The following is a 21,516-nucleotide window of genomic DNA, read 5'->3' on the forward strand; positions in this document are numbered from 1 at the left end:
CATGGCATACGAGACCGCCGAACAGGTCAACCGGACGGTGAATCTGCTCGCGTTGAAGATCCAGAACCGCCGCCCCGACATCCGCAAGCACACCGATTATGTTCTGGGCGTGCGCGGCAGGTTGAAGTTCGCCAGCGAGGAATTCAAACGCTACATGTCGGATCGGTTCAGCGACTTCTCCGATAACTGGTGCCTTCCGGTGGCGCAGGCACCCGTCGAACGCATCAAGTTCAAGGGCTTCACTCCCTATGACGGCGACCAGCTCGGCTCGAACATCTGGAAGTGCCTCGACCGCAACGACTTCGAACGCGGCCTGCAGGAAGCCGCGCTGATGATGACCACCGCAGGCCGCTCGTTCGTCCTATGCACGCAGCGCCCGGACGGCAAGGCCCGTATCAGCTTCGAGCACCCGGACAGCGCTGCCATCATCTACGATCCGCTGACCGGAGACCCCTCCGCCGGACTGCTGGTGCGTCAGGACGAGGGCAACGAATACGGCACGCTGCTATTGCCCGACCGAATCTTCGACGTGCATCGCACGAAGGCGCTGACCATTACCGACGAGGCGAACCGGCTTCCTCCGGACGTGAACGGCTGGGAGTTCCTGCCCGACACCGAACGTCCGAACCCGTTCGGGCGCATTCCGATGCGTGAACTGCGCAACCAGATGCTGTTGGACAACGCTCCGATCAGCGACATCGCGCAGGTCGAATCCATGCAGGACGCGGTGAACATCGTCTGGGCGTACCTGTTGAACGCATTGGACTTCGCGTCACTGCCCGCCAGAGTCATCACCGGCGGCGACGAGATGACCGAACCCGTGTACGACTCCAAGACCGGCGAACAGGTCGGCGAGAAGCCCATCGAACTCGACAAGCAGGTGATGGAGCGCATCTACCACTTCACCGGCGACAACGTGAACATCGCCGAATGGACGAGCGCGAACCTGCAGGCGTTCATCCCAGTCATCGAAAAGGCCGTCGAGCACATCGCCGCCGAAACCCGAACGCCGGGCCACTACCTGCTGACCAACGCCGAGGTGCCGGCCACCGGCTACGAGGTGGCGGAAGCCGGCCTCGTGTCCAAGACCATCGAACGAATCAGCTTCCTCAAAAGCCCGTTGCGCGACATCTGCAGCATGGCGATGCAGACCGAGGGCGACGACGAGAGCGCACGCATCATCGCCGACAGCAAGGTCACGTTCGCCACCCCGCAATACCGCAGCGAAACGCTTATGGCCGACGCGATGCTGAAGTACAAGCAGCTCGGATACCCCTTGCAGTGGATAGCCGAGCAGATGGGGCAGCCGCAGGACGAGATCCAACGCCTGCTGCGCATGAAGCAGGACGAGGAATCGGATCCCGAGATGATGGAAATCGCCCGAGGATTGAGATCGGAGGCCCCCGATGATGCCGACGGCGGTAACGAAGAGCCGCAAACGACTGGCGACGCTGGAAATGACGGCGCTCAGGGCGGCACGCAAGGCATGGCGCAAGGTCGATGAGAACAACATCGAAGCCAGCTGGACTCTAGCCAGCCGCGACTTCATCGACCTCATGGCCTCCATACAGGCCAAGACCGCCGAACTGGCCGTGGACTGCACCGTGGCCGCGCTCGCCGAACAGGGCGACTACGTGGAGCCTCACGGCTTCGTGAACACTGCCTTGTTCGGCGACGGCTACGCGCCAAGCGGCATCAGGCTGAGCGACTACTTCCGTTCGCCGGTATTGGACGTGCTGCATGCCATCAAACAGGGCGCGTCTCCGACGCATGCGATCCAGTTCGGAATGAAACAGCTCGGCACCATCACCGTGCTGCTCGTCGACGACACCGAACGCAGCGCCGCAGGCGTGAGCATCACGCAACGAGAAGACGTGGGCTACGTGCGCGTCGAATCCGCCGACTGTTGCGACAGGTGCATGATCCTCGCCGGCAAATACTACCGGTACAACGAGGGCTTCCTGCGCCACCCGCACTGCCACGGCCGGCACCTGCCAGTCAAGGGCAAGGCGCAGGCAGAACGCTCCGGCTGGCTGACAGACCCGATGGAGGGATTCAAGGCGCTGAGCCGAGAGGAACAGGACAGGCGCTTCGGCAAGGCCAACGCTCAGGCGATCCGAGACGGAGCCGACATCTTCCAGGTCGTCAACAGCAGGCGTGGAATCCAAGGCCTCGGCGCACGCATGGGCAGAAGCCGCGACACCGTGTTCATGACGACAAGCGAAGGCACGACGCGCTACGGCTGGTCGAATATGCTCGCCGCCCAGCAGGGACGCAAGCAGAAGCGCAGGCTCACCCCGGAGGGCATCTACTCGCTGGCTCGCAGCCGCGAGGAAGCCATCAGGCTATTGGAGCGCGAGGGCTACATCATCGCCTCCGACTGGCGCGAGAAGGTGCCGGAGATCCGGCGAAGCATGTGGCTGCGGGACAACACCTACCGTCAGGGCCGCACTGCCACGCAGACGGCGGCGCAGAAGCGCCTCGAATCCGCGCGCCTCCGCTACGAGGCCGCGTTGGATGGCCGCAACCCCTACGACAGCCATAAGCCGGTCACTCCGGAGGTGCTGGCTAGGGCAGAGAAAAGTTTCCGCCGATGGCTGGCCACCGGCGGCGAGATCTACACCAACTGAATCGAAAGGAAACAACGGTGGAGAACAACAACGCCAATGGCGACAACCAGCAGCAGTCGCAGCATCCGGATCCGCAGCAGCAGGCCGGAGGCGAGGACTGGCAGTCGAAGTTCGAAGGCCAGCGCAAGGTGAACCGCGATCTCGAAACCAAGCTGGACGAGGCCCGCAAGCGCCTCGACCATATGGACGAGATCGAAAGGCAGCTCGCCGCCTTCCAGGGCAAGGAAGCGGAGTACGAGAAGGCCAAGCAGGCCGAGCAGATCAACGCCGAGGCCATCGCCAAGGCGAACCAGCGCGTGCTGAAGGCCGAGATCCGCGCCGCGGCGAGCGGCAAGCTCGCCGACCCGGAGGACGCATTGCACTACCTCGACCTATCGAAGTTCGAGGTGGGGGAGAACGGCGAAGTCGATTCCACCGCCATCGGCTCGGCCATCGACCAGCTGCTGAAATCCAAGCCTTATCTCGGGAAAGCCGAGACGACACCGACAGGTGTCCAGACAACGCCGCCCAGCGGAACGCGGGACGGCGACAACCACAAGGGCCAGCTCACCCGAGATGACCTGAAAACCATGACCCCGCAGGAAATCACCCAGGCGCGCAAGGAGCATCGTCTGGATTCTCTGATGGGCATCAAGTAACACACGAGAAAGGAGAGCCAAAATGGCTATCACCAATTTCATTCCGGAGCTATGGAGCGCCGACCTGCTGCTCGAACTGCAGAAGGCGCTCGTCTTCGGCAGCGTCTCCAACAACAATTACGAGGGCAATATCCGCCAGATGGGCGACACCGTAAAGCTCACCGGCATCCAGAACGTCGCTGTGAAGGCGTACACCCGCTACGCGGATATCGTCATCGATCCGGCGACCGACAAGGAAGGCCCCGTGCTGACCATCGACGGCGCGGACTACTTCGCGTTCGAAGTCGACGACGCGGATGCCGCGCAGGCCGCAGGCGACGTCAAGGCACCGCTCACCGGCGACGCAGGCTACCGCATGGCCGACAAGGTGGATCAGTACATCGCCGGCAAGATGGACGCGGCAGCCACCGCCAGTGTGAAGGACATCGCCAACGTGGCGACCCCCTCCGACGCTTACGCCGCCATCGTCGCGCTCGGCGTTGCCCTGGACAAGAACAACGTCCCCTCCACCGGCCGTTGGATCATCGTCAGCCCCGACTTCTACGGCATGCTGCTGCAGGACACCCGTTTCGTGGCCGGCAGCGAATCCGCCACCAACGCGCTGCACAACGGCGTGGTAGGCACCGCCGCAGGCATCGAGATCCTGAAGTCCAACAACGTGCCCACCGACAAGAACGGCAAGCAGTCCATTCTCGCCGGCACCGACGCGGCATTCACCTTCGCCCAGCAGGTTACCAAGGTCGAGGCCGCCCGCAAGGAAAAGGGCTTCGCCGACATCGTCAAGGGACTGAACCTCTACGGCGGCACCGTCGTGCGCCCCGAATGCCTCGCCAAGGCAACCCTGACCGTGGGAGCGTGACCCTATGGCCGGCAACTATGACGACATGCCATTCGTCGGCGACTTCGGCCGCCAGCTGCTCGCCTGCTCCACCGCCGAGGAAGCCAAGGCGCTCATCGGCTCCGGCGAAACGCCGGCGGCGGTGACCGTCGACAACATCCAGGGCGCGACCGACCTAGGCCGCACCCTGATGAAGGCAGCCAACGCGGAGGCCGCGCGAACCGCCATCGGCGCTGCCGCCGCAGCCGCGCAGTCCTGACATCAAATCGAACGGAGGAACGGATGAACGCGCTCGCAACACTGCAAGACCTGACGAAATACAAGGTCGAATACGATGACGAACAGCTGGCGCAAAGCCTGCTGGACTCGGTTTCGAGCGCCATACGCTCCGCCGCCGGCTGTCCGATAACGCTCGGCACCTACACCATCGACATTCCCAGCGAACAGTCACGCAAGCTCGACCTTCCGTGCAAGGCGGTGAGGGACGTGCAGGCCGTGATGCTCGACGGCAAGCCATGCGACGACTGGGTGCGCTTCGGCTCAGCACTCTACAGGGACAAGCCGTGGGGGCCGTTCAACCAGCCTCCGGTTACCGTGACCGTCACGCTAACCGCTGGCTGGGATCCGATCCCGGAGGACATCGTGCGCATGTGCTGCGCCTACGTCGCCGCCGGCATCAGCCAGCACAACGACGGAGGCCCCGGCTCGCACCGTGGCGTGGCCTACGAGCGCATCGACGACGCGCAGGTGGGCTACGTGCAGGGCGGCACCGAAGTGATCGACGCGACCGAACTGCCCGAAGCCACGAGGAAAAGCCTGCGCCGCCGATTCGGAGCCGCAAGCGCGAGCATCGGAGTGTTCCGATGAGGATCAGCACCGAATTCATCGAACGCTCGCGCCGCAACGCCGAAAGTCTCATGAAGGACACGTGCCGGGTGATCCGCAAGGGAAAGCCCGTCACCAATCCGGACGGCACCGTGAAGCCCGGAGAGACCGAAATCTACTCCGGGAAATGCAAGGTGCAGACAGCGGGCGGAGTCGGCTCGGAAAGCACCCAATTGGGAGGCCTCACGCAAGTGTGGCTGCTCTACCTGCACTTCCCCTACGGCACCACCGGGTTGAAGGCCGGCGACATCGCCACAGTCGAATCCGTCAACCCGTCAGTCGACGGACGCGCATACCGGCTGGTGAACCCGCAGAGCGAACAGACCATATCCACGGCGGAACGATGGAACGTGAAGGAGGTGGACTGATGAGCGGAACCATGACGCTCGACACCAGCGAACTCGACAAGCTCGCCGGCGACTGGCGTTCAACCGTCGCCCGACTGCCCGCCAAGTTCAAACCCACGTTCGCCAAGGCCGGCCTGAACGTCAAGAACGCGGTAAACGACGACCTATCCACGTCCGGCAACGGCGGCTTCCGTCGAATCCGGGTCTCTTACGACCAGATACCTTCGAGCGAGGGCATCGGCGTGGAGATCGGGCCGCGCTCGGGCGGCGCGAACAGCCTCGCAAACCTCGCGTTCTTCGGCACCGCGAGAGGCGGAGGCACGCACAGGTTCTACGAGCATGGCGAAGAGGAACTGCCCAACCTGCAGTCGCAGGTGCAACGAATCGCATCGGAGCTGATGACACATGGCTGACACGGATCTGCGCAAGGCGATCTACAGGCTCGTGCCCGACATCGACTATCTGATGCGATACGAAGGCGTGCAACCGCCAGACGACGAGACCCCGCCCTGGCTGATACTGACCATCAGCCTCGGCATCTCAGACGTAAGCCAGGCGCGGCAGGTGTCGAGCCATCTGGCAACGCTCGAAGCCCGAATCGCGGCTCTCACAGCCGAGCAGGCGGACATGGCCGCGCTCACGCTGTTCGACGAGTTGACCGGCGCAAGGCCGGACATCGAAGGCTACGTGTGCGGAGCTTTGAACAAGGTTTCCGATTCCGAGACCTATGACACCGGCGACGCTGGCGGCATCATCAGCCCGGTCACGTCGGCCGCCTACTCGGTTCGCGTCATCAGATGGGCGTTCCTATGGAGCCGTCTATGAGCGTCACTTATATACGAGTCAAGGACAAAACCACCGGGCACCGCTTCGACGTGTCCGACCAAGACCCTCGCATACGCGAGGGTCTTTTCATACCACTCAACCGCGCGGATTACCCGCCATCGACAGTGCCGAGGCCGACGAAGCCCCGGCTGCATCACATCCAGAAACCACCAAGGAGATAAATCATGGCACAAGGAACACCGATTCCCGCGACCCCGGCCGACGGCAAGATGAAGGTCGTCGTCGTACCCGCTCTCGCCGACCCCGAGCATCCCACCGTCGAGGAACTGACCGCTGAGACCGCGTTGGACATCAGCTGCTATCTGACCTCTGACGGCTGGGCGCTGACCACCAGTCAGGACTCCATCGCCGACGAACGTCTCTGCTCTTCCCAGACCTATGACATTCCGGGCCGCAAGACCAGCGACAACAAGACGGTGACCGTCATCGACAACACGAACACCGAGTTGGAGGATACCGCGAACAAGGCCGTGGAGACCCTGTACGAGGGCGCGACCGGCTATTTCGTGGTGCGTCGCGGCCTCGATTACGATGCCGCGTTCGAAGCAGGCCAGAAGCTGAGCGTCTACCCGTTCCGCTGCGGCGAGAAGCAGTACGTCGCCAACGAGGCCAACACCACGATCCGCTCCACGATTCCGTTCGGCATCACCGGCCCGTGGTTCACCGACACCGCTGAGATCGCAGCCCCAAAAGCGTGATGCCGCTGACGGTGACGGCAACCGGCCGTGAGGGCGGCCAGACCGTCACTGTGACCGAAGCCCTCGAACAGGGCCTCCAGCGGCGTTACAAGATCACCGAATCCAACGCCAAGCCCGTCATCGCCTACGACACCGTCGTGGCGACCGATGACGGCTGGCTTGAATTCCCGGCGAACGGACAGGTCTCCGGCAACGAAGGCCAGACGATCACCGTGGTGGACAACACCACCAGCGGAGCGAAGTCCCGCAAGGTCGGCACTGCCGCCCTGCCCGCCCCGACAGCGCCTTCCGGTTCCTGACCGGAGGTAATCGATTCTTCCGCACGGCTGGCTTAGCCTTTCGCAGCCGTGCGGAACTTCCTCTCTTTAGGGACATCGGGAGGAACCGACACCACCGAAAGGCATTAAACGCAATCTTTGGAAAGGCAAACCAATGAGCATCACCGTGAAACGAGCAGAACGCAGCCTTGAGATCTGCACCGACCTGACCATGCTCGACAAAGTCGACGAACTGAACCGCAAACTCTCCAAGCATTCCGACCAGCTCGCAGACCCAGAGCGCGTCGAAGCCGCACGCGAACTCGGCAAACTCTCGCAGCAGCTCGACGAAAACACGCTCGTCGTCAAACTGCAGGCGGTAACCGGACGCGCCTACGCGGAAGCGCTCGCACAGTCGGCGGTGGAGAAGGACGCGCAGCATCCCGAGGGAACCGACTGGTTCAACGTCGTCAAACTGCTCGCCCCGGAGGCGACCGTGGAAGTCAAATGGAAGACCGGCGAAGCCGCCGACTTCCAGCCCGACATGGACTGGCCCGCGCTCATGGACTCCATGAGCGACTTCCAGTGCGCCCAGCTCTTGCAGACCGTCGTCGGCCTCGGAAGGGAGACCGGCGCAGGCCCAAAAGCAGTGTTCAGGAAAGCATCCAGCATTCTCCAAAACTCCGCGCAGAACTGAAACTCGCCCGCCAGCTCGGCATCAGCTACAAACGACTCAACGGCTGGGAACCCGCGATAACAGTCAAACGCGACGACAGCGGGCAGATCGTCGGCTTGCAGGCGGAACCCGAATGGGACGAACGCGAGAAGGAATGGATGCTCGCGCTCGCCGACTGGGAGGCCTCATTGTGCCCGGCGTGCGGCAACCCGTCCGACTGGTGCCATGACCCGCAGCGGGAACGCGACACCACCGCGCAGATAGAACGCTGCCTCGTGACCGATGCCCGCCTGAAGGTCATGGACTCGTATCGCAGCAGCATGAAATCGCAGGGCGGACAGATCCAAAGGGAAGGCGCGTTGACGACGCGCATCATCCCAATCGAATAGAAAGAGGAACCGATGGCCGAACGTTCGATAACCATGCGCCTCATGCTCGACGCGAAGCAGTTCGAATCGGGCATGCAGACCGCCGCCAAGTCAACCGAGGCCATCGGCGAGAAGTCTCAGTCGTCGCAAGGCAAGCTCGACATGCTCGCCAGTGGCGTGATGAAGGTCGGCGCTCTGGCTGCGGCGGGCATGGCGGTGGCCGTCAAGTCCTACGCGGAGTTCGACGAGGCCATGAGCAATGTCGCGGCCAACACCGGCGCAAGCGCCGGCGAACTCGCCAAGCTGCGTCAGGCTGCCATCGACGCGGGCAAGGACACCGTCTACAACGCAACGGAATCGGCCAACGCCATCAACGAACTGGCGAAGGCCGGCATGAGCACCGCCGACGTGCTCTCCGGCGGTTTGAGTGGCGCTTTGAACCTCGCAGCGTCCGACGGCATGGAAGTGAGCGAGGCCGCCGAACTGATGAGTTCCACGCTCGCCCAGTTCAATCTGACCGGACGTGACGCGACCGCAGTGGCCGACGCTCTGGCAGCTGGCGCAGGCAAGGCGCAGGGATCCGCTCACGACCTCGGTTATGCGTTGAGCCAGTCGGGCATGGTGGCGAACAGCTTCGGTCTCTCGATGCAGGAAACCGTCGGCACGCTCGCCAGCTTCGCCAACGCCGGCATGATCGGCTCTGACGCTGGCACGAGCCTCAAGACCATGCTCATCGCCCTAGCCAACCCGACCGAGAAGGCTCAGGGCCTGATGGACGAACTGGGCATCGCGGCATACGATGCCCAGGGCAACTTCGTGGGCCTTCAGGGATTGGCCGGCCAATTGCAGACCGCCATGAGCGGCCTTAGTCAGGAACAGCGGAACCAAGCGCTCGCCACCATCTTCGGCAGCGACGCGATCCGCGCGGCCAACGTGCTTTACAAGGAAGGCTCCGACGGCATCGCCGAATGGACTGAGGCCGTCAGCGAATCCGGTTACGCGCAGGAAATGGCCGCGAAGAAGACCGACAACCTCAAGGGCGACATCGAACAGTTGGGCGGCAGCTTCGACACCATGCTGCTCACATTGGGCGAAGGCGCGAACGGGCCGATGCGCACCGTCGTGCAAAGCCTCGAAGGCATGATCGACGCATTCAACGCGCTGCCAGCGCCGGTTCAGCAGAGCATCGTGCTCGCCGCAGCAGCAGCAGGCGGAATGACCGCATTACACAAGGCACTCTCTCCGCTGAACAACAGCACGAGCAGACTGGGGCAAACAGTCGGACAGCTCATCGACCCGTTCCAGCGAATCAGCAACGCCGCTCCTGCGTTCCAGTCGGCCATCACCATGATCGGGGCATCGTTCTCCGGGCCACAGAAGCAGATGCAGACCTTCGGCACGACGGTGACGCGCACTCAAGGTGTCATGGCCGGATTGAAATCCGCCGGCAGCGGTGTCATGTCGCTGCTCGGAGGCCCGTGGGGCATCGCCATCTCCGTCGCTGGTGGCCTGCTCGCCGGATTTGCCGGCGACCTGCAGGAAGCCAAGGCTCGAACCGAGGAATTCCGCACCGCCATCGAATCCACCGGCGACGCAACCGACGTGATGATGCAGAGGATCGCTGACGGCGATGACGGTACCTGGGGTTTCATGGACAAGCTCACCACCGGAATCGGCTCACTCAAGGACGCGCTCGACGAAGCCGACGTGTCATGGAGCACGTTCGTGGATGCAGCCAATGGATCCAAGAAGGCGACCGACGAGTTCTATGAAGCGGTAAACCGCAAGGGAGTCAGCCCGGTGTTGGCTTCCATGCTTGGCGATTCGCTGCGCGAATACAAGAAATCGGCCGACGATGCGAAGCAATCGCAGAAGATGCTGACCGAGGAATCCAAGAAGCTCGCCACCGCTTCCGGTGAAACCGCATCAGGATTGGACGATGTGGCCGGAGCCGCCGGAGACGCAGCCGGAGCCGCCGGAGAAGCCGCTGATTCCAGCGATATCCTCGCCGACAGCTTCGGAGCGACCTCCGATGCAGCAAGCGAACAAGGTGCGGCCATCGCGGAAGTAGTGGACGCTTTGAACACCTACGTGGGTTTCGCGTTGAACGCCTCCGACGCTGACATCAGCCTGCATGATTCGTTCGCGAAGGCCACCGAGGCCATCCAGCAGAACGGCGCGACGCTCGATCTGAACACCGAGCAGGGGCGCGCCAACCAGTCGGCGTTGAACGACGTGGCCGAGGCGGCGTTGAAGGCTGCGGAGGCGCACGCGAAGAACGGCGAGGGCATGGAAACCCTCGGGCCGATGCTCGACGACGCTCGCAACAAGTTCATCGGCTACGCGCAGTCGATGGGTTTGAGCGCCGACGAGGCCGAGCAGCTGGCCGACAAGTACGGGCTGAACCGCGACGAGCTGCAGAAGCTCATCGACACGGCCAACGGCACGCCGGAAGGCAAGAACATCGACGTGACCACCACCGGAGTCGATGCCGCTCAGGCGGCGCTCGATCAGGTCGGCCTGACCGTCGAGCAACTGCCCGACGGCACGTTGAAGATCAGCGGCGACAACACGGAGGCGCTGAACGCCATCAGCCAGGTGGCCGGCACTCCCATCGACCCGAAGACCGGCACCCTGTCGCTGGACAAGAACCAGTACGACATGGCATTGGCGTTGGCGAACGGAGCGAAGATCGACCCGAAGACCGGCTACCTGAAGGCCGACAACAACGAGTTCTGGCAGAAACTCAGCCAGACTCAGGGTTGGAAGATCGACCCGAAGACCGGTGTCATCAAGGGCGACAACGGGCCGTTCAAAGCCGCCAAACAGCAGGTAGACAACACTCGCATCGGCGCTAAGACGGTGCAGGTCAACGCGAACACCGGCGGATTCTGGGGAGCGATGAACCGGATCCTTTCGAGCGTGTTCAGCGTCAACGTCGGCGTGCGCGGCAAAGGCGCGACCGGCGGACTGTTCGGCAACGGCATGTTCAATCCCGGATACGCCGACGGAGGCCCCATCGTCTCCGGCATGATGCGAGGCCCCGGCACCGGAACCAGCGACAGCATCCAGCTGCGCAACGCGCGGGTAGCCAACGGAGAGTTCGTCACCAAGGCGGCGGCAGTCCGCCACTACGGTGCCGACACCATGTACGCGCTCAACAACATGAGCATTCCCAAAAGCCTGTTCTCCGACTACGAGGCATACGGGCAGATGGGAACCGCGAAGCAATCCTCGCCGATCCTGCAACTGCCCGACAGCATGGGCGGAGCCAACGCCGGCGAGATCGCCGACGCGGTGTCCGCCGCGTTGGAGGGCGTGGACTGGAGCGTGTACCTCGACAGCAAGGTGCTCGCCGGCCACATCACGCCAAAGGTGAGCCGAACCATAACGAAGATGTCGATGAGGGGGCAATATGCCTGATTACCTTGGATTGACCTCACGCCGATACGACCTCGACAACGTGACTCCCATCGCCCTCGACGGGCATCCGCTCGACTGGTATGGCGTGGATCCGGCAGACGGGTGGCTGAGCATCGGCAAAACCGAGACCGCCACCAGCTACCAGCAGGTGCCGGGACTCTCCGGAGACGTTGACACCACGCTGGAGGACGAAGGCGGAGCGGCGGCGGTTGGCCGGCGTGAAATCAAACTCGGCCTCGTCATCAGCGGCGACGAGCAGCGGGCGATCGATGCCAAGCTGCGCGTCGGCGCTCTCATAGGCCGGCGCATCGCCATCAAATGGCGGGCGTTGCCGGGCGAATACGAAGGCCGGGCCTCGCTGGACGACGAATGGACTGACTCGCATCTGGGGCAGACGTTCGTGCAATCCACGAACACGCTGACCATCGATGCGGAACCGTTCATGCGCTGGCCGCGAGTCACGCTGCCGCTGCTCGACGGCGAGGACTCGTTCATGCTCAACGTCGCCGGCAACAGGCCCACCAAACCACGGTTCACGCTCACGCCAGCCAATGGAGTGCAGAACGTCACCGTCACCGATTCCGCGACCGGCAGACGCATGACCATCAAATTGCCCGCAGCGGCCAACGGAACCATGCGGCTGACGGCAGACTGCGAGACGCGCACGCTGCGGTTCGGCGACGCGCTCGCCGGCATGACGTTGGACAGCGACTGGTTCCGCCTCACGCCCGGACGGCACACGCTGACCGTCAGCGGAGCCACGTCCGGGCGCACGTTGGCTTCCGGCTGGATCTCGTTCCAGCCGCTGGGATTGATCTAAGGAGCGCAAAGCATGTATTTCGCACGCAGCGACCAGAACGGCAATCCGCTTCCGCCGATGCCGGAGCCGTTGACCGCGCGTCTCGTGCGCAACGTCGACGGAACCGACCAGCTCACGTTCGAGTTCACCGATCCGAACGCGCTCGCGTTCGGCGACTACGTGACGTTCATCGACCCGGAGGGCAATCCGCGCGAATACATCGCGCAATCCCCGTCGGTGAGCCGTGGCGAGGGCGAGCCGCTGGTGAGCGTCATCTGCAACGGCAGCATCGCGGAACTCGAAGGCCATGCCATCAAGGAGAAACGCAACCGTGGCGCGACCGCAACCGTCTGCCTCGGCAAGGCGCTGGAAGGCACCCGCTGGACTGCCGGCACCGCCGAAGGCAGTGGCACGGCAGACCTGAGCTTCTACGACACGAACTCGCTGCAGGCCATAGAGGACACCTGCGGCGAGTTCGGCCTTGAGGCCGTGGTGTCATACGAGACCACGGACGACCGTATCTCCAAGCGCACCGTTTCGCTGCTCAAGCGTCAGGGGCGGGCGGCCGGCGTATTGCGCCGGTTCGAGTATGCGGCGGATCTCGTCGACATCGAACGCACCTACAGCGCCGGACTCGTGTTCACACGAATCCACGGACGCGGCAAGGGCTTGGAGAAGACCGACGCGGAGAACAACGACAAGGACGGATACGAACGCAAACTCACGTTCGAGGACATCAACAACGGCAAGGACTACGTGGAGGACACGCAGGCCACCGCACGCTGGGGAGTGCCCGACGCTGATGGCGTGCGCCAACCGGTGGAAGCCTACTACGTGAACTCCGACTGCGAGGACAAGCAGCAGCTGCTCGACGAAACCAAGGCCTACCTGGACAAGGTCAAGGAGCCGAAGGTCACGTATGAGGCCAGCGTCATCGCGTTCGCCACGGCAGGCCTCGACGTGCAGGGCATCGCGTTGGGCGACAGCGTGCAGCTCGTCGACCAGCCGACCGACATCCGCGTGGAAGGCCGCGTCGTGGAAATCGACATGAATCTGCTCGACACGACCGACACGCAGATCACCCTGGGCAACATCATCGAACCGTTCAGCGTCACCAACAAGCGTATCCAGGACACGGTGACGGATCTCATCTCGTCGAGCGACCGGTGGGATGCGGCGGCGAACTTGGAGCCGTCGTTCATCGGCGGAGTGCTCGCCGGCCTGAACTCGCAGATGAATGTTTCCGGAGGTTGGACGTATTTCACGCCGAACCAAGGCATATTCATCTACGACCGTGCTATCGACGACAACCCAACTGCTGTAATTCAACTCGGTGGTGGATTCCTCAGAATAGCGAACAGCAAGCAGTCGAACGGCGAATGGGATTGGAAGGCAATCGGAACCGGCGCTGGATTCGCCGCAGAGATGCTCGTCACGGGGATACTCAGGGGAGGGTCAACATGGATCAACCTTGATACAGGGGAAGTCAACTTCGAAAATGGCGTCATACATGATGCAAAGAACAACAACTCTTGGAACCTCTCCCAAGGTATTTTCAGAACGCGCGATATAGAAGTCGATGGAGCGACAATCGACAATGCGACTATAGACAACGCAACCATTGATGGCGCGACCATCAGTAATGGAACCATTGATGATCTGACTGCAACCAATATTCATGGAAGCAACTTTGACGTGAAAAACAGCACGGTGGAAGGCTCGACCTTCAGTACTGCTTTGAATGGGCAGGGAGTCAAGATTACAGGCACCGGAACTGGAGCCGTGGTTGGTTTTTACAATAACGTCAACAGTTCCAGCGCATTCGCAACCATCACATGCTCGGGATCTGGCTCATATCAGAGCATGGTGCTTGAAACCGCTGACGCGGAAATAATCCTCTCCGATGGAGGCATTGCCCTTAGAGACAAAGGGTCAAATGCTTACTTGGAAATGGGATCCGGAGGTCTGAGTTTCAGGTCTGAGCAATATGGAAATTTGTCCATAGGCTCGGGAGGAATCAGCCTGAAAAATGACCAAAACTGGGGATTCAGCGTCGGTTCCGCCGGTATGAGCATTGACTGGGCCGGTGGACATCATCTAGCCACTGGCCCCAAAGCCGGAGCGCTATATATTGACGGTTCTGAAATCACCACAGTCTCATCGAAAGCGGCTAGTGAAGCAATAAACGAAACAGCTGAAAGTAAGGAATAGACATGGCTGAATCTCTTGATGATTTCAGTACGCTCGACGTGTTCTTCGACACGGCGAACGACATCGTGCCGCCGATCCGTCTCAACGCCGGTGATATCAACGGCAGGCGAATCCGCATCATCGTCACCGACAAGGGCAAGCCGCTCGACGGCACAGGCATGATTGCGCGCTTGTTGTGGAACATCGCCCCGTCTTCGCCAACGTCGGGCGGCGGCATCGAGACGATGACTTTGGAGAGCTATCAGTTCGACGAAACGCATACGACTGCCGCATGGTCTGTGGCGGTGCCACGACATTTGCTGCTCAAGGGCGCGCGAACGAGCGTCGCCGGGTTGGAGATCACCAAGGCGAACGGCGACGTGATCTGCTCCAGCAACATCGACGTGATCGTGGAAAAGGCCGTCATCAACGCGGCGGCACCTGAAATCCTCGATCCGTTGAAGGAACTGCACGACGCTCTGAAGAACTCGCAGGAAGCCGACGCGACCGCCACGCAGGCGAAGGAAACCGCCGAGCAGGCCGTGCAGATCGCCAATCAGGCGAAGGAAACCGCCGAGGAACTGGTGAACGAGGCAACCGCCTCAGCCACCGCCGCGGCCACGAGCGAGACGAACGCGAAGACCAGCGAAACCAACGCGGCCAACAGCGCGACCGCAGCAGCCGCGAGCGCTGACGCTGCGAAGGCCTCGCAGACAGCAGCAGCCGAATCCGCGTCACAGGCCGCCGCCAGCGCGGTGCAGGCAGGCGAAGACTCCGACAATGCCGCCACTTCCGCTTCGAACGCCGCGAGCAGCGCAACAACTGCGACGCAGTCGGCAACGTCGGCGACCGAATCGAAGAACGCTGCGGATGCTTCTGCGACCGCCGCCGCTGCGAGCGCTGACGCTGCGAAGGTTTCGCAGAACGCAGCTGCGGCAGCCGCCGCCGAGGCGACCAGCGCGGCCGAGAACTTCGACGTGGAACCGGGAACCATCAGCAAGCTGCCGCCGGGATCCAATCCGACGTTCACGCCGCGCCGCGAAGGCAATAAATGGGTCATCGACGCTGGACTGGTCACCGGCGACCGAGGCGAGAACACCGCAGCTATCAGCGGAGTCACGTTCCGCGTCGGAACCGCCGAGAACACCACGCCCACCGCAGGCGTGGACGCTGGCGGCACCCCGACCGACCGAACGCTCGCGTTCTGGGTCGACGGCATCAAGGCCCACACGCCAAGATTCACCGCCGGCACCACCACCACGGGCGAACCCGGCACGAATGTGATCGTCGATCCCGTCACCGACGAGAACGGCGACGTGGCCCTGAACCTGACCGTGCCAAGGGGAAGTGACGGCACCGACGCCAACGTCACATCGGGCAACGCAACCACCGTCACCGACGGCAGGGTGGACGTCAACATCGGCGGCAGCCTGCGCATCGATCCGCAGTCCGGAGACCAGCCCGCGCGCATCAACGTCAGGCCGAAGGACAACGGAGGCATCACCTCCACCACCGACGGCGTGGGCGTGAGCGTGGACGGCAAGACCATCAAGGTCAACGCGCAGGGCCAACTGGAGGGGGCCCAGTCGGCAAAGGATCTCACCGTCAACTGGGATCCCGACGACTTCACGCAGGACGCGGAGGGCCTGTGGAACGCCACCAAGGCAGTCCAAGGACTCGGCGCATTGAACCAGATCGCACCCGTATCCACATGGGACAACGTTCAGGCATACGCGCAGGCCAACCCCGTGTTCTCCGACCATTTGGACAATCAATCAGTCCCGGATGGAAGTGTGAGGGCTACCTGCTCTGCCGCTCCGGGCGAAGCATTTTCAACAAGAATCATCATTCTGAAGGAGGCATAGGCCATGTCAATGATTCCAACGGTTCTCGGAAGTTTCAAACCACCTGTTGCGGTTACCGGCATTTCCGTGGACAAAACCGAGATGACACTGAAGACCGGCGAAAGCGGTGCGTTCAAAGTCACCGTTTCGCCGGAAGATGCCACGAACAAGCGATATACGGTGACCAGCTCCAACGAAAGTCTTGTGACCGTATCCCGCACTTCCGGAGACGATTGGATCGCGACTGCGGCTCAATCACCGGAACAGGGCGGGAACGCGACTATCACCATCGCTTCGAAGGCCGACCCAAGCAAGACGGCTGCGATCACTGTCACGGTGCGCATTCCGGTGACATCGATAACGGTGGACAAGCCGACGATCAGCGGCGATACGAAGACCACTGCCGACATCGTGTTCACCGTGCTGCCCGCAAACGCGACCGATCTGAGTCTGAACGTGACCAGCTCCGACACGAAGCTGGCGACCGTCGCCAAGAAGGCGACCGATGGCAACAGGCACACGTACACCGTCACCTACGTGAAGGGCGGCGAAGGCACGATCCGCGCGGCAAGCGTCTCCGACCCGACCGTGACCGCCTCCACCGCGTTCACCGCGATCCAGACCGGGCCGAGCGACGAAGAGAAGGCCGCGTGGACTGCCGCGCGCCAGAAGGAAGTCAATGCCGGCACCTACAAGGGCAAGGTTCCCTCCGAGAGCTTCCAGCCGTTGGAGGGCTGGTTCCCGTTCGAGGGCATGGGATCCACTCCGTCGGAGATCATCAGCGCCTGCGCGAAGGCGAACGACTTCAGCGCACTGTTCATCGGCGACTACATGGACATCACCGTGTCCAATAACAGCATGCGCTACGAGATCGCCAGCTTCGACCAGTATCTGAGTCCGACCAACACGAAGCATCATGCGCTCATGGTGCCGACGAAATGCTGGCCGACCAAGATGGCGTTCGCCACGTCGGGCACAGCAGACTACGGTTCCAGCTCGCTGCACTCGTGGGAGCAGGGCACGTTCTACAACGCGCTGCCCGCCACCACGCGCAGCAGCATCCTCGAAGTCACGATCCCGTGGTGGAACTACAACAACCAGCGGCAGGACTTGAAGTGCAAGGTGTTCTCGCTGAGCAACTTCGAAGTCGGCAACAACAAGGGATACTCCGGCGAATCCTCGATAGCGCAGGGCACCAGGGAGCCTAACCACTTCCTCTCCGTGCTGTTCAAGAACCAGTCCGACCGCGTCAGGCAGGTCGGCAGCGAGAACGCATACTGGTGGCTCAGGTCTGCCCGCTCCGGCTCCTCGGCGGGTGCCTGCGGCGTCGGCACCGACGGTACGCTCAACGACTACAATGCGTCCTGGTCTGGCGGCGCGGCCGTCCCCTGCTTCACGCTCGGCTGAAGGCCGAGCACCGGCGCACGCCTCCGGCGTGCGCCACCCTCTCGCCCGTAAGGGCGAGCGAATTTTGACACACAAATTTCCGATTTGACAAATCGTCGCGGGGGGGGGTGATGCTTGAAACGATGAGCGGAGTTTTGAAACGGAACCGGGGCGAATCCAAGCTCGGATACTACGACCTCGCGCGGCGGATCCAGATCCAGATGATCCGTCTGATGGGATCCGAGAGAATCGTGCCGAAATCCTATCGCTTCACCATCGCGCTGCCCACCGTGCAGGACGCGAAGAGACTCGTCCAGCACATCACCCACGCCAGCGACTTCTACCCATCGGACGAACAACGCCTATGGGAGCGTAAGCGGCATTTCCTCGAAGCCGTGGGCTGCTGCGACGACCTGATAATGGACTTGCAGCTGATCCGCGAATGCGGCATCGGCGCGGACGCGAACCGGTTGGAAAGCGTCATCGCCGACTGCGAGCGCATGAAGGTGATGCTGCGCAACCAGCTGCGTCAGGCGAAGGTGGTAGCGTCGAAGCTCGGTTAACGGCCGACAGGTCTGCCAACTCCGGCAACTCGACGAATGCCTGCAACGTCAACACCGACGGTACGCTCAACAACAACAATGCGTCCTGGTCTGGCGGCGCGGCCGTCCCCTGATTCAAACAGTGCGCCCATGCGCATTCCCCAGACCGAGTAGCGAAAGCGAAAGCAGCGGGATTGTTTTGAAGGGGCCGTTGACCGTCGCGGGCGATAAGCCTCGCGTGAATATGCGCTCGGACGCCGGCGGCGGACGCTAACGTGCATGTCGTGGCTCCGGCTGCCCGCCACGGTTCATGCCGTCCGGCTATGCGGCTGACAGGCAGCACGTCAGAGCCGTGCCGAGCGCCTAATACTCTTGTAATCCATGAGCAACGAGGATCGCCGCAGGGCGAGAAGGCGCAGGCGCGACGAGAAACGCGCCGCCAACCGATTGAAGCGCGCGCAGGCTTGCACTCTGGAGCATGTGGTCGACATGAACGTGCTGGAGGACGCGGCGTTCCACGCGGCCAGCGGAGTCTCATGGAAGACCAGCGTGCAACGCTACATGCTCAAACGACTGCCGAACGTCATGGAGGCAAGACGCAAACTCTTGGCCGGAGAGAAATTCACGCAGCCGCTGCGATGCTTCGATCTGTGGGAGCGTGGCAAGCTGCGGCACATAGCCGCCGCACGGTTCTCCGAGCGAGTCATACAGAAGGCGGTGGCCCGCACGCTGCTGCCCGTCTACCTTCCGACGTTCACCACTGGAAATTCCGCGAATATGCGCGGGCGCGGCACGCAGTACGCCATCGATAGGCTCAAGCACCAACTGTCGCGCCATTACCGCAGGTATGGGCGCGAAGGCTGGATCCTGCTCGTCGACTATGCCGACTATTTCGGCAGCATCCCGCACGCTGGAGTGCTCGCGCACGCCGAACGGCTCATACCCGACCGGAGGGTGCTGGGCCTCGTGCGCCAGCTCGTGGAGCGCGAGCCGGGCGACGCGGGGCTTGGATTGGGCAGCGAACCCAACCAATTGTTCGCGGTGAGCTATCCGGGGCGCATCGATCATTGGCTGGAGGAATGCAGCGGAGTCGAAGCCACTGGCCGCTATATGGACGACACGTATGCCGTCAGCGACGACAAGCACGTGCTAATGGACGCGCTCGACTGCATTGAACAACTCTCCGACGACCTCGGATTGACGCTCAACCGAAGGAAGACCAAGATCGTCAAACTCAGCAGGGGATTCACCTGGCTGAAGAAGAAGTGGAGCATATCGCCGACCGGCAGGATAGTCGTGAAGCCATGCCGCGCCGGCATCACGAGGGAGCGACGGAAGCTCAAGAAACTCGCCCGCATGGTTCAGTCCGGCGCCATACCGTTCAAATCGTTCGACACGTCGTACTGGTCTTGGCGCGGAGGCCTCGACCATTGCGACGGCAGACGCACGCAGCGCAGCATGGACGCACTGTACTGGAATTTGACAAAGCAGATCACCTGACAAGGAGAAGAACCATATGACGGAAACACTGCCCGTCTGGGCGCTCATACTCACCTCGATCCTCGGCACCGGCGGAGTCGGAGGCACGATCATCGTGCAGTTCATCAAACACATGGACGCCAGACGCAAACCGGATCCGCAATTGGCGGAACTACGCAAGCGACAGGAGATCATCGAGGGCGGCATGAAGGCGCTGCTGTTCGACAAGATCGCCCGCCTGCACGCCGAAACGGTGGAGCAGGGGCTGCCAGTCAGCACAGACGTGAAAACAAGGGCGGAAAACGCCTACCAGGCATACGCGGCGCTCGGAGGCAACGGAGTCGGCAAGCACTACCGCGACGAGCTGATCGAAGCCCACGCGGGCGAACCGCAGGAATAAGGACACATAGGATTTCAGCCACCCGACCGGGTGGCTTTTTTATTGCCAGGAAAGGAATATGTCATGGCAAACACCAAAGGCAAGGCCGACCACGCGGCGGCTTCCACCACCATTCCGGGACTGGGCGTGGAACGCACCAAGGCCATCGCGCTGCTGCTCGTCCAGCTGTTCAGCGTCGCCCAGACCGGCCTGACGCTGGCCGGCGTATCCCAACTGCCATTCACCACGGACGAGGTGTCGGCGGCAATCACCGGAGTGATCGCAGTCATCTCCAGCATCTATGCGTGGTGGCGCAACAACAACGTCACCTCAGCCGCGCTTGCCGGCCAGCGACTCACGGACGGGCTGAAAAACGGCAGCATCGCCCAGCGACAGGGAACGGACACGCCCAAGACGACGGCTACACCGGTGGACGGAACGGTGGAAGGATAAGCGCATGGCTGGCATCGAAACGCTCTGCTCGCGCATGGTCTACTGGTGCCGCGACGCCAACATGGGCTACAGCCAATACGACCGATGGCACTTCGACCCGGCCGGAGGAAACTGCGACTGCAGCTCGCTGGTGATCCACTGCCTCCAGGAAGCCGGATTCGACACCGGAACCGCCGGCTACACCGGCAACCTCAGCGCCAACCTCACATCAAGGGGCTGGATCCGCCTGCCATGCGACGGGAATCCGCAGCGCGGCGACGTCCTGCTCAACGACTCCATGCACGTCGCCGTCTACCTCGGCGGCGGACTTTTGGCGCAGGCCAGCATCAGCGAATACAACACCATCTCCGGCAACCCGGGAGACCAGACCGGCGGGGAGACCAACATCAGCCATTACTACAACTATCCGTGGGACTGCTACCTGCGGTGGAATGGAGAAAACATGCCAAGCGCACAGGAAATCGCGGAAGCGGTGTGGAATTTCAATCAGAACGGCACCGCGATGCGCGACCGCGTCCAAGGAACCGACCAGGCGGCAAACGCCATCCTCAAGGAATACCGGTCCGACGCCGACGACCGCAAGTGGAACGGCAGCCGCATCTACCGGACCATGCTCGCCCTCAAGCGCCTCATAGGCCAGGACGACGGAGACATGGGCACCCCGGCCAAACCGGCGGCGCGCATCGAACTCACCGATGCACAGATCGACGCCATCGCGACTAAGGTTGTTGCCGAAATCACCGCAACCAAGAAGTAATCGAGAATCCCGATATCATGCCCCTCGCTCCGCGGCGCTATGCCACAGAGCGAGGGGCGTTCTTTGCGTTTCGGCAGCATA

The 21,516-nt window shown here is 62.3% G+C and carries 23 protein-coding genes; all 23 read left to right on the forward strand.

Annotation, left to right across the window (positions count from 1 at the left end; genetic code table 11):
• The first annotated feature begins 1 nt into the window (after position 1).
• The 23 genes from AC1AUD_RS07260 to AC1AUD_RS07370 all read left to right on the forward strand — a co-directional run bounded on the left by AC1AUD_RS07260 (position 2) and on the right by AC1AUD_RS07370 (position 21,435).
• Complete coding sequence (locus tag AC1AUD_RS07260) at positions 2-1,504, forward strand: phage portal protein (RefSeq protein WP_476573482.1); 1,503 nt, start codon at positions 2-4, stop codon at positions 1,502-1,504.
• Positions 1,458-2,630 carry a hypothetical protein gene (locus AC1AUD_RS07265; protein ID WP_476573484.1) on the forward strand — a complete coding sequence of 391 codons (1,173 nt, stop codon included), beginning with the start codon at positions 1,458-1,460 and terminating at the stop codon, positions 2,628-2,630. Before AC1AUD_RS07260 ends, AC1AUD_RS07265 begins: the two co-directional genes overlap by 47 nt.
• 17 nt (positions 2,631-2,647) lie before the next feature.
• A complete protein-coding gene (locus AC1AUD_RS07270) occupies positions 2,648-3,268 on the forward strand; it encodes a phage scaffolding protein (RefSeq protein ID WP_476573486.1) in 621 nt (206 codons plus the stop codon).
• A gap of 22 nt (positions 3,269-3,290) precedes the next feature.
• On the forward strand, positions 3,291-4,127 hold the full coding sequence (locus AC1AUD_RS07275) for a phage major capsid protein (RefSeq protein ID WP_476573488.1): 837 nt from the start codon (positions 3,291-3,293) through the stop codon (positions 4,125-4,127).
• 4 nt (positions 4,128-4,131) lie between these two features.
• Positions 4,132-4,365 (forward strand): hypothetical protein, encoded by a 234-nt coding sequence (locus AC1AUD_RS07280; protein ID WP_476573490.1) that lies wholly within the window; start codon positions 4,132-4,134, stop codon positions 4,363-4,365.
• 23 nt (positions 4,366-4,388) lie between these two features.
• Positions 4,389-4,973 (forward strand): hypothetical protein, encoded by a 585-nt coding sequence (locus AC1AUD_RS07285; protein WP_476573492.1) that lies wholly within the window; start codon positions 4,389-4,391, stop codon positions 4,971-4,973.
• Positions 4,970-5,359, forward strand: coding sequence for a DUF6093 family protein (locus tag AC1AUD_RS07290; protein WP_476573494.1), 390 nt, complete (start codon positions 4,970-4,972; stop codon positions 5,357-5,359). The genes AC1AUD_RS07285 and AC1AUD_RS07290 overlap by 4 nt, the downstream gene beginning before the upstream one ends.
• The gene (locus AC1AUD_RS07295; RefSeq protein ID WP_476573496.1) at positions 5,359-5,751 is read left to right on the forward strand and encodes a hypothetical protein; all 393 of its coding nucleotides are present in this window, start codon (positions 5,359-5,361) and stop codon (positions 5,749-5,751) included. The genes AC1AUD_RS07290 and AC1AUD_RS07295 overlap by 1 nt, the downstream gene beginning before the upstream one ends.
• A complete protein-coding gene (locus AC1AUD_RS07300; protein ID WP_476573498.1) occupies positions 5,744-6,163 on the forward strand; it encodes a hypothetical protein in 420 nt (139 codons plus the stop codon). The genes AC1AUD_RS07295 and AC1AUD_RS07300 overlap by 8 nt, the downstream gene beginning before the upstream one ends.
• A gap of 185 nt (positions 6,164-6,348) precedes the next feature.
• Positions 6,349-6,882 carry a phage tail tube protein gene (locus tag AC1AUD_RS07305; RefSeq protein ID WP_476573500.1) on the forward strand — a complete coding sequence of 178 codons (534 nt, stop codon included), beginning with the start codon at positions 6,349-6,351 and terminating at the stop codon, positions 6,880-6,882.
• The gene (locus AC1AUD_RS07310) at positions 6,882-7,181 is read left to right on the forward strand and encodes a hypothetical protein (RefSeq protein ID WP_476573600.1); all 300 of its coding nucleotides are present in this window, start codon (positions 6,882-6,884) and stop codon (positions 7,179-7,181) included. The genes AC1AUD_RS07305 and AC1AUD_RS07310 overlap by 1 nt, the downstream gene beginning before the upstream one ends.
• A gap of 133 nt (positions 7,182-7,314) precedes the next feature.
• Complete coding sequence (locus AC1AUD_RS07315) at positions 7,315-7,836, forward strand: hypothetical protein (RefSeq protein WP_476573502.1); 522 nt, start codon at positions 7,315-7,317, stop codon at positions 7,834-7,836.
• A 95-nt stretch (positions 7,837-7,931) separates the two neighbouring features.
• Positions 7,932-8,204, forward strand: coding sequence for a hypothetical protein (locus tag AC1AUD_RS07320; protein WP_476573503.1), 273 nt, complete (start codon positions 7,932-7,934; stop codon positions 8,202-8,204).
• Between the two features lie 12 nt (positions 8,205-8,216).
• Entirely contained in the window at positions 8,217-11,606 is a 3,390-nt protein-coding gene (locus AC1AUD_RS07325) for a phage tail tape measure protein (protein ID WP_476573505.1), read from the forward strand.
• Positions 11,599-12,426, forward strand: a complete 828-nt coding sequence (locus AC1AUD_RS07330; RefSeq protein ID WP_476573507.1) for a phage distal tail protein — start codon at positions 11,599-11,601, stop codon at positions 12,424-12,426. Before AC1AUD_RS07325 ends, AC1AUD_RS07330 begins: the two co-directional genes overlap by 8 nt.
• Positions 12,427-12,438: 12 nt before the next feature.
• Positions 12,439-14,616, forward strand: a complete 2,178-nt coding sequence (locus tag AC1AUD_RS07335) for a phage tail spike protein (protein WP_476573509.1) — start codon at positions 12,439-12,441, stop codon at positions 14,614-14,616.
• Positions 14,617-14,618: 2 nt separating this feature from the next.
• Entirely contained in the window at positions 14,619-16,460 is a 1,842-nt protein-coding gene (locus AC1AUD_RS07340; protein WP_476573511.1) for a hypothetical protein, read from the forward strand.
• Positions 16,461-16,469: 9 nt separating this feature from the next.
• Positions 16,470-17,846: a DUF6273 domain-containing protein gene (locus tag AC1AUD_RS07345; protein WP_476573602.1), complete on the forward strand. Its 1,377-nt coding sequence runs from the start codon at positions 16,470-16,472 to the stop codon at positions 17,844-17,846.
• Between the two features lie 122 nt (positions 17,847-17,968).
• Positions 17,969-18,388, forward strand: coding sequence for a hypothetical protein (locus tag AC1AUD_RS07350; protein WP_476573513.1), 420 nt, complete (start codon positions 17,969-17,971; stop codon positions 18,386-18,388).
• Positions 18,389-18,748: 360 nt separating this feature from the next.
• Complete coding sequence (locus AC1AUD_RS07355; RefSeq protein ID WP_476573515.1) at positions 18,749-19,867, forward strand: reverse transcriptase domain-containing protein; 1,119 nt, start codon at positions 18,749-18,751, stop codon at positions 19,865-19,867.
• Between the two features lie 16 nt (positions 19,868-19,883).
• Positions 19,884-20,246, forward strand: coding sequence for a hypothetical protein (locus tag AC1AUD_RS07360; RefSeq protein ID WP_476573517.1), 363 nt, complete (start codon positions 19,884-19,886; stop codon positions 20,244-20,246).
• Between the two features lie 63 nt (positions 20,247-20,309).
• On the forward strand, positions 20,310-20,678 hold the full coding sequence (locus tag AC1AUD_RS07365) for a phage holin (RefSeq protein ID WP_476573519.1): 369 nt from the start codon (positions 20,310-20,312) through the stop codon (positions 20,676-20,678).
• A gap of 4 nt (positions 20,679-20,682) precedes the next feature.
• Positions 20,683-21,435, forward strand: a complete 753-nt coding sequence (locus AC1AUD_RS07370) for an endolysin-like domain-containing protein (protein ID WP_476573521.1) — start codon at positions 20,683-20,685, stop codon at positions 21,433-21,435.
• Positions 21,436-21,516 lie beyond the last annotated feature (81 nt).

The organism is Bifidobacterium sp. LH_730 (genome assembly GCF_056355835.1).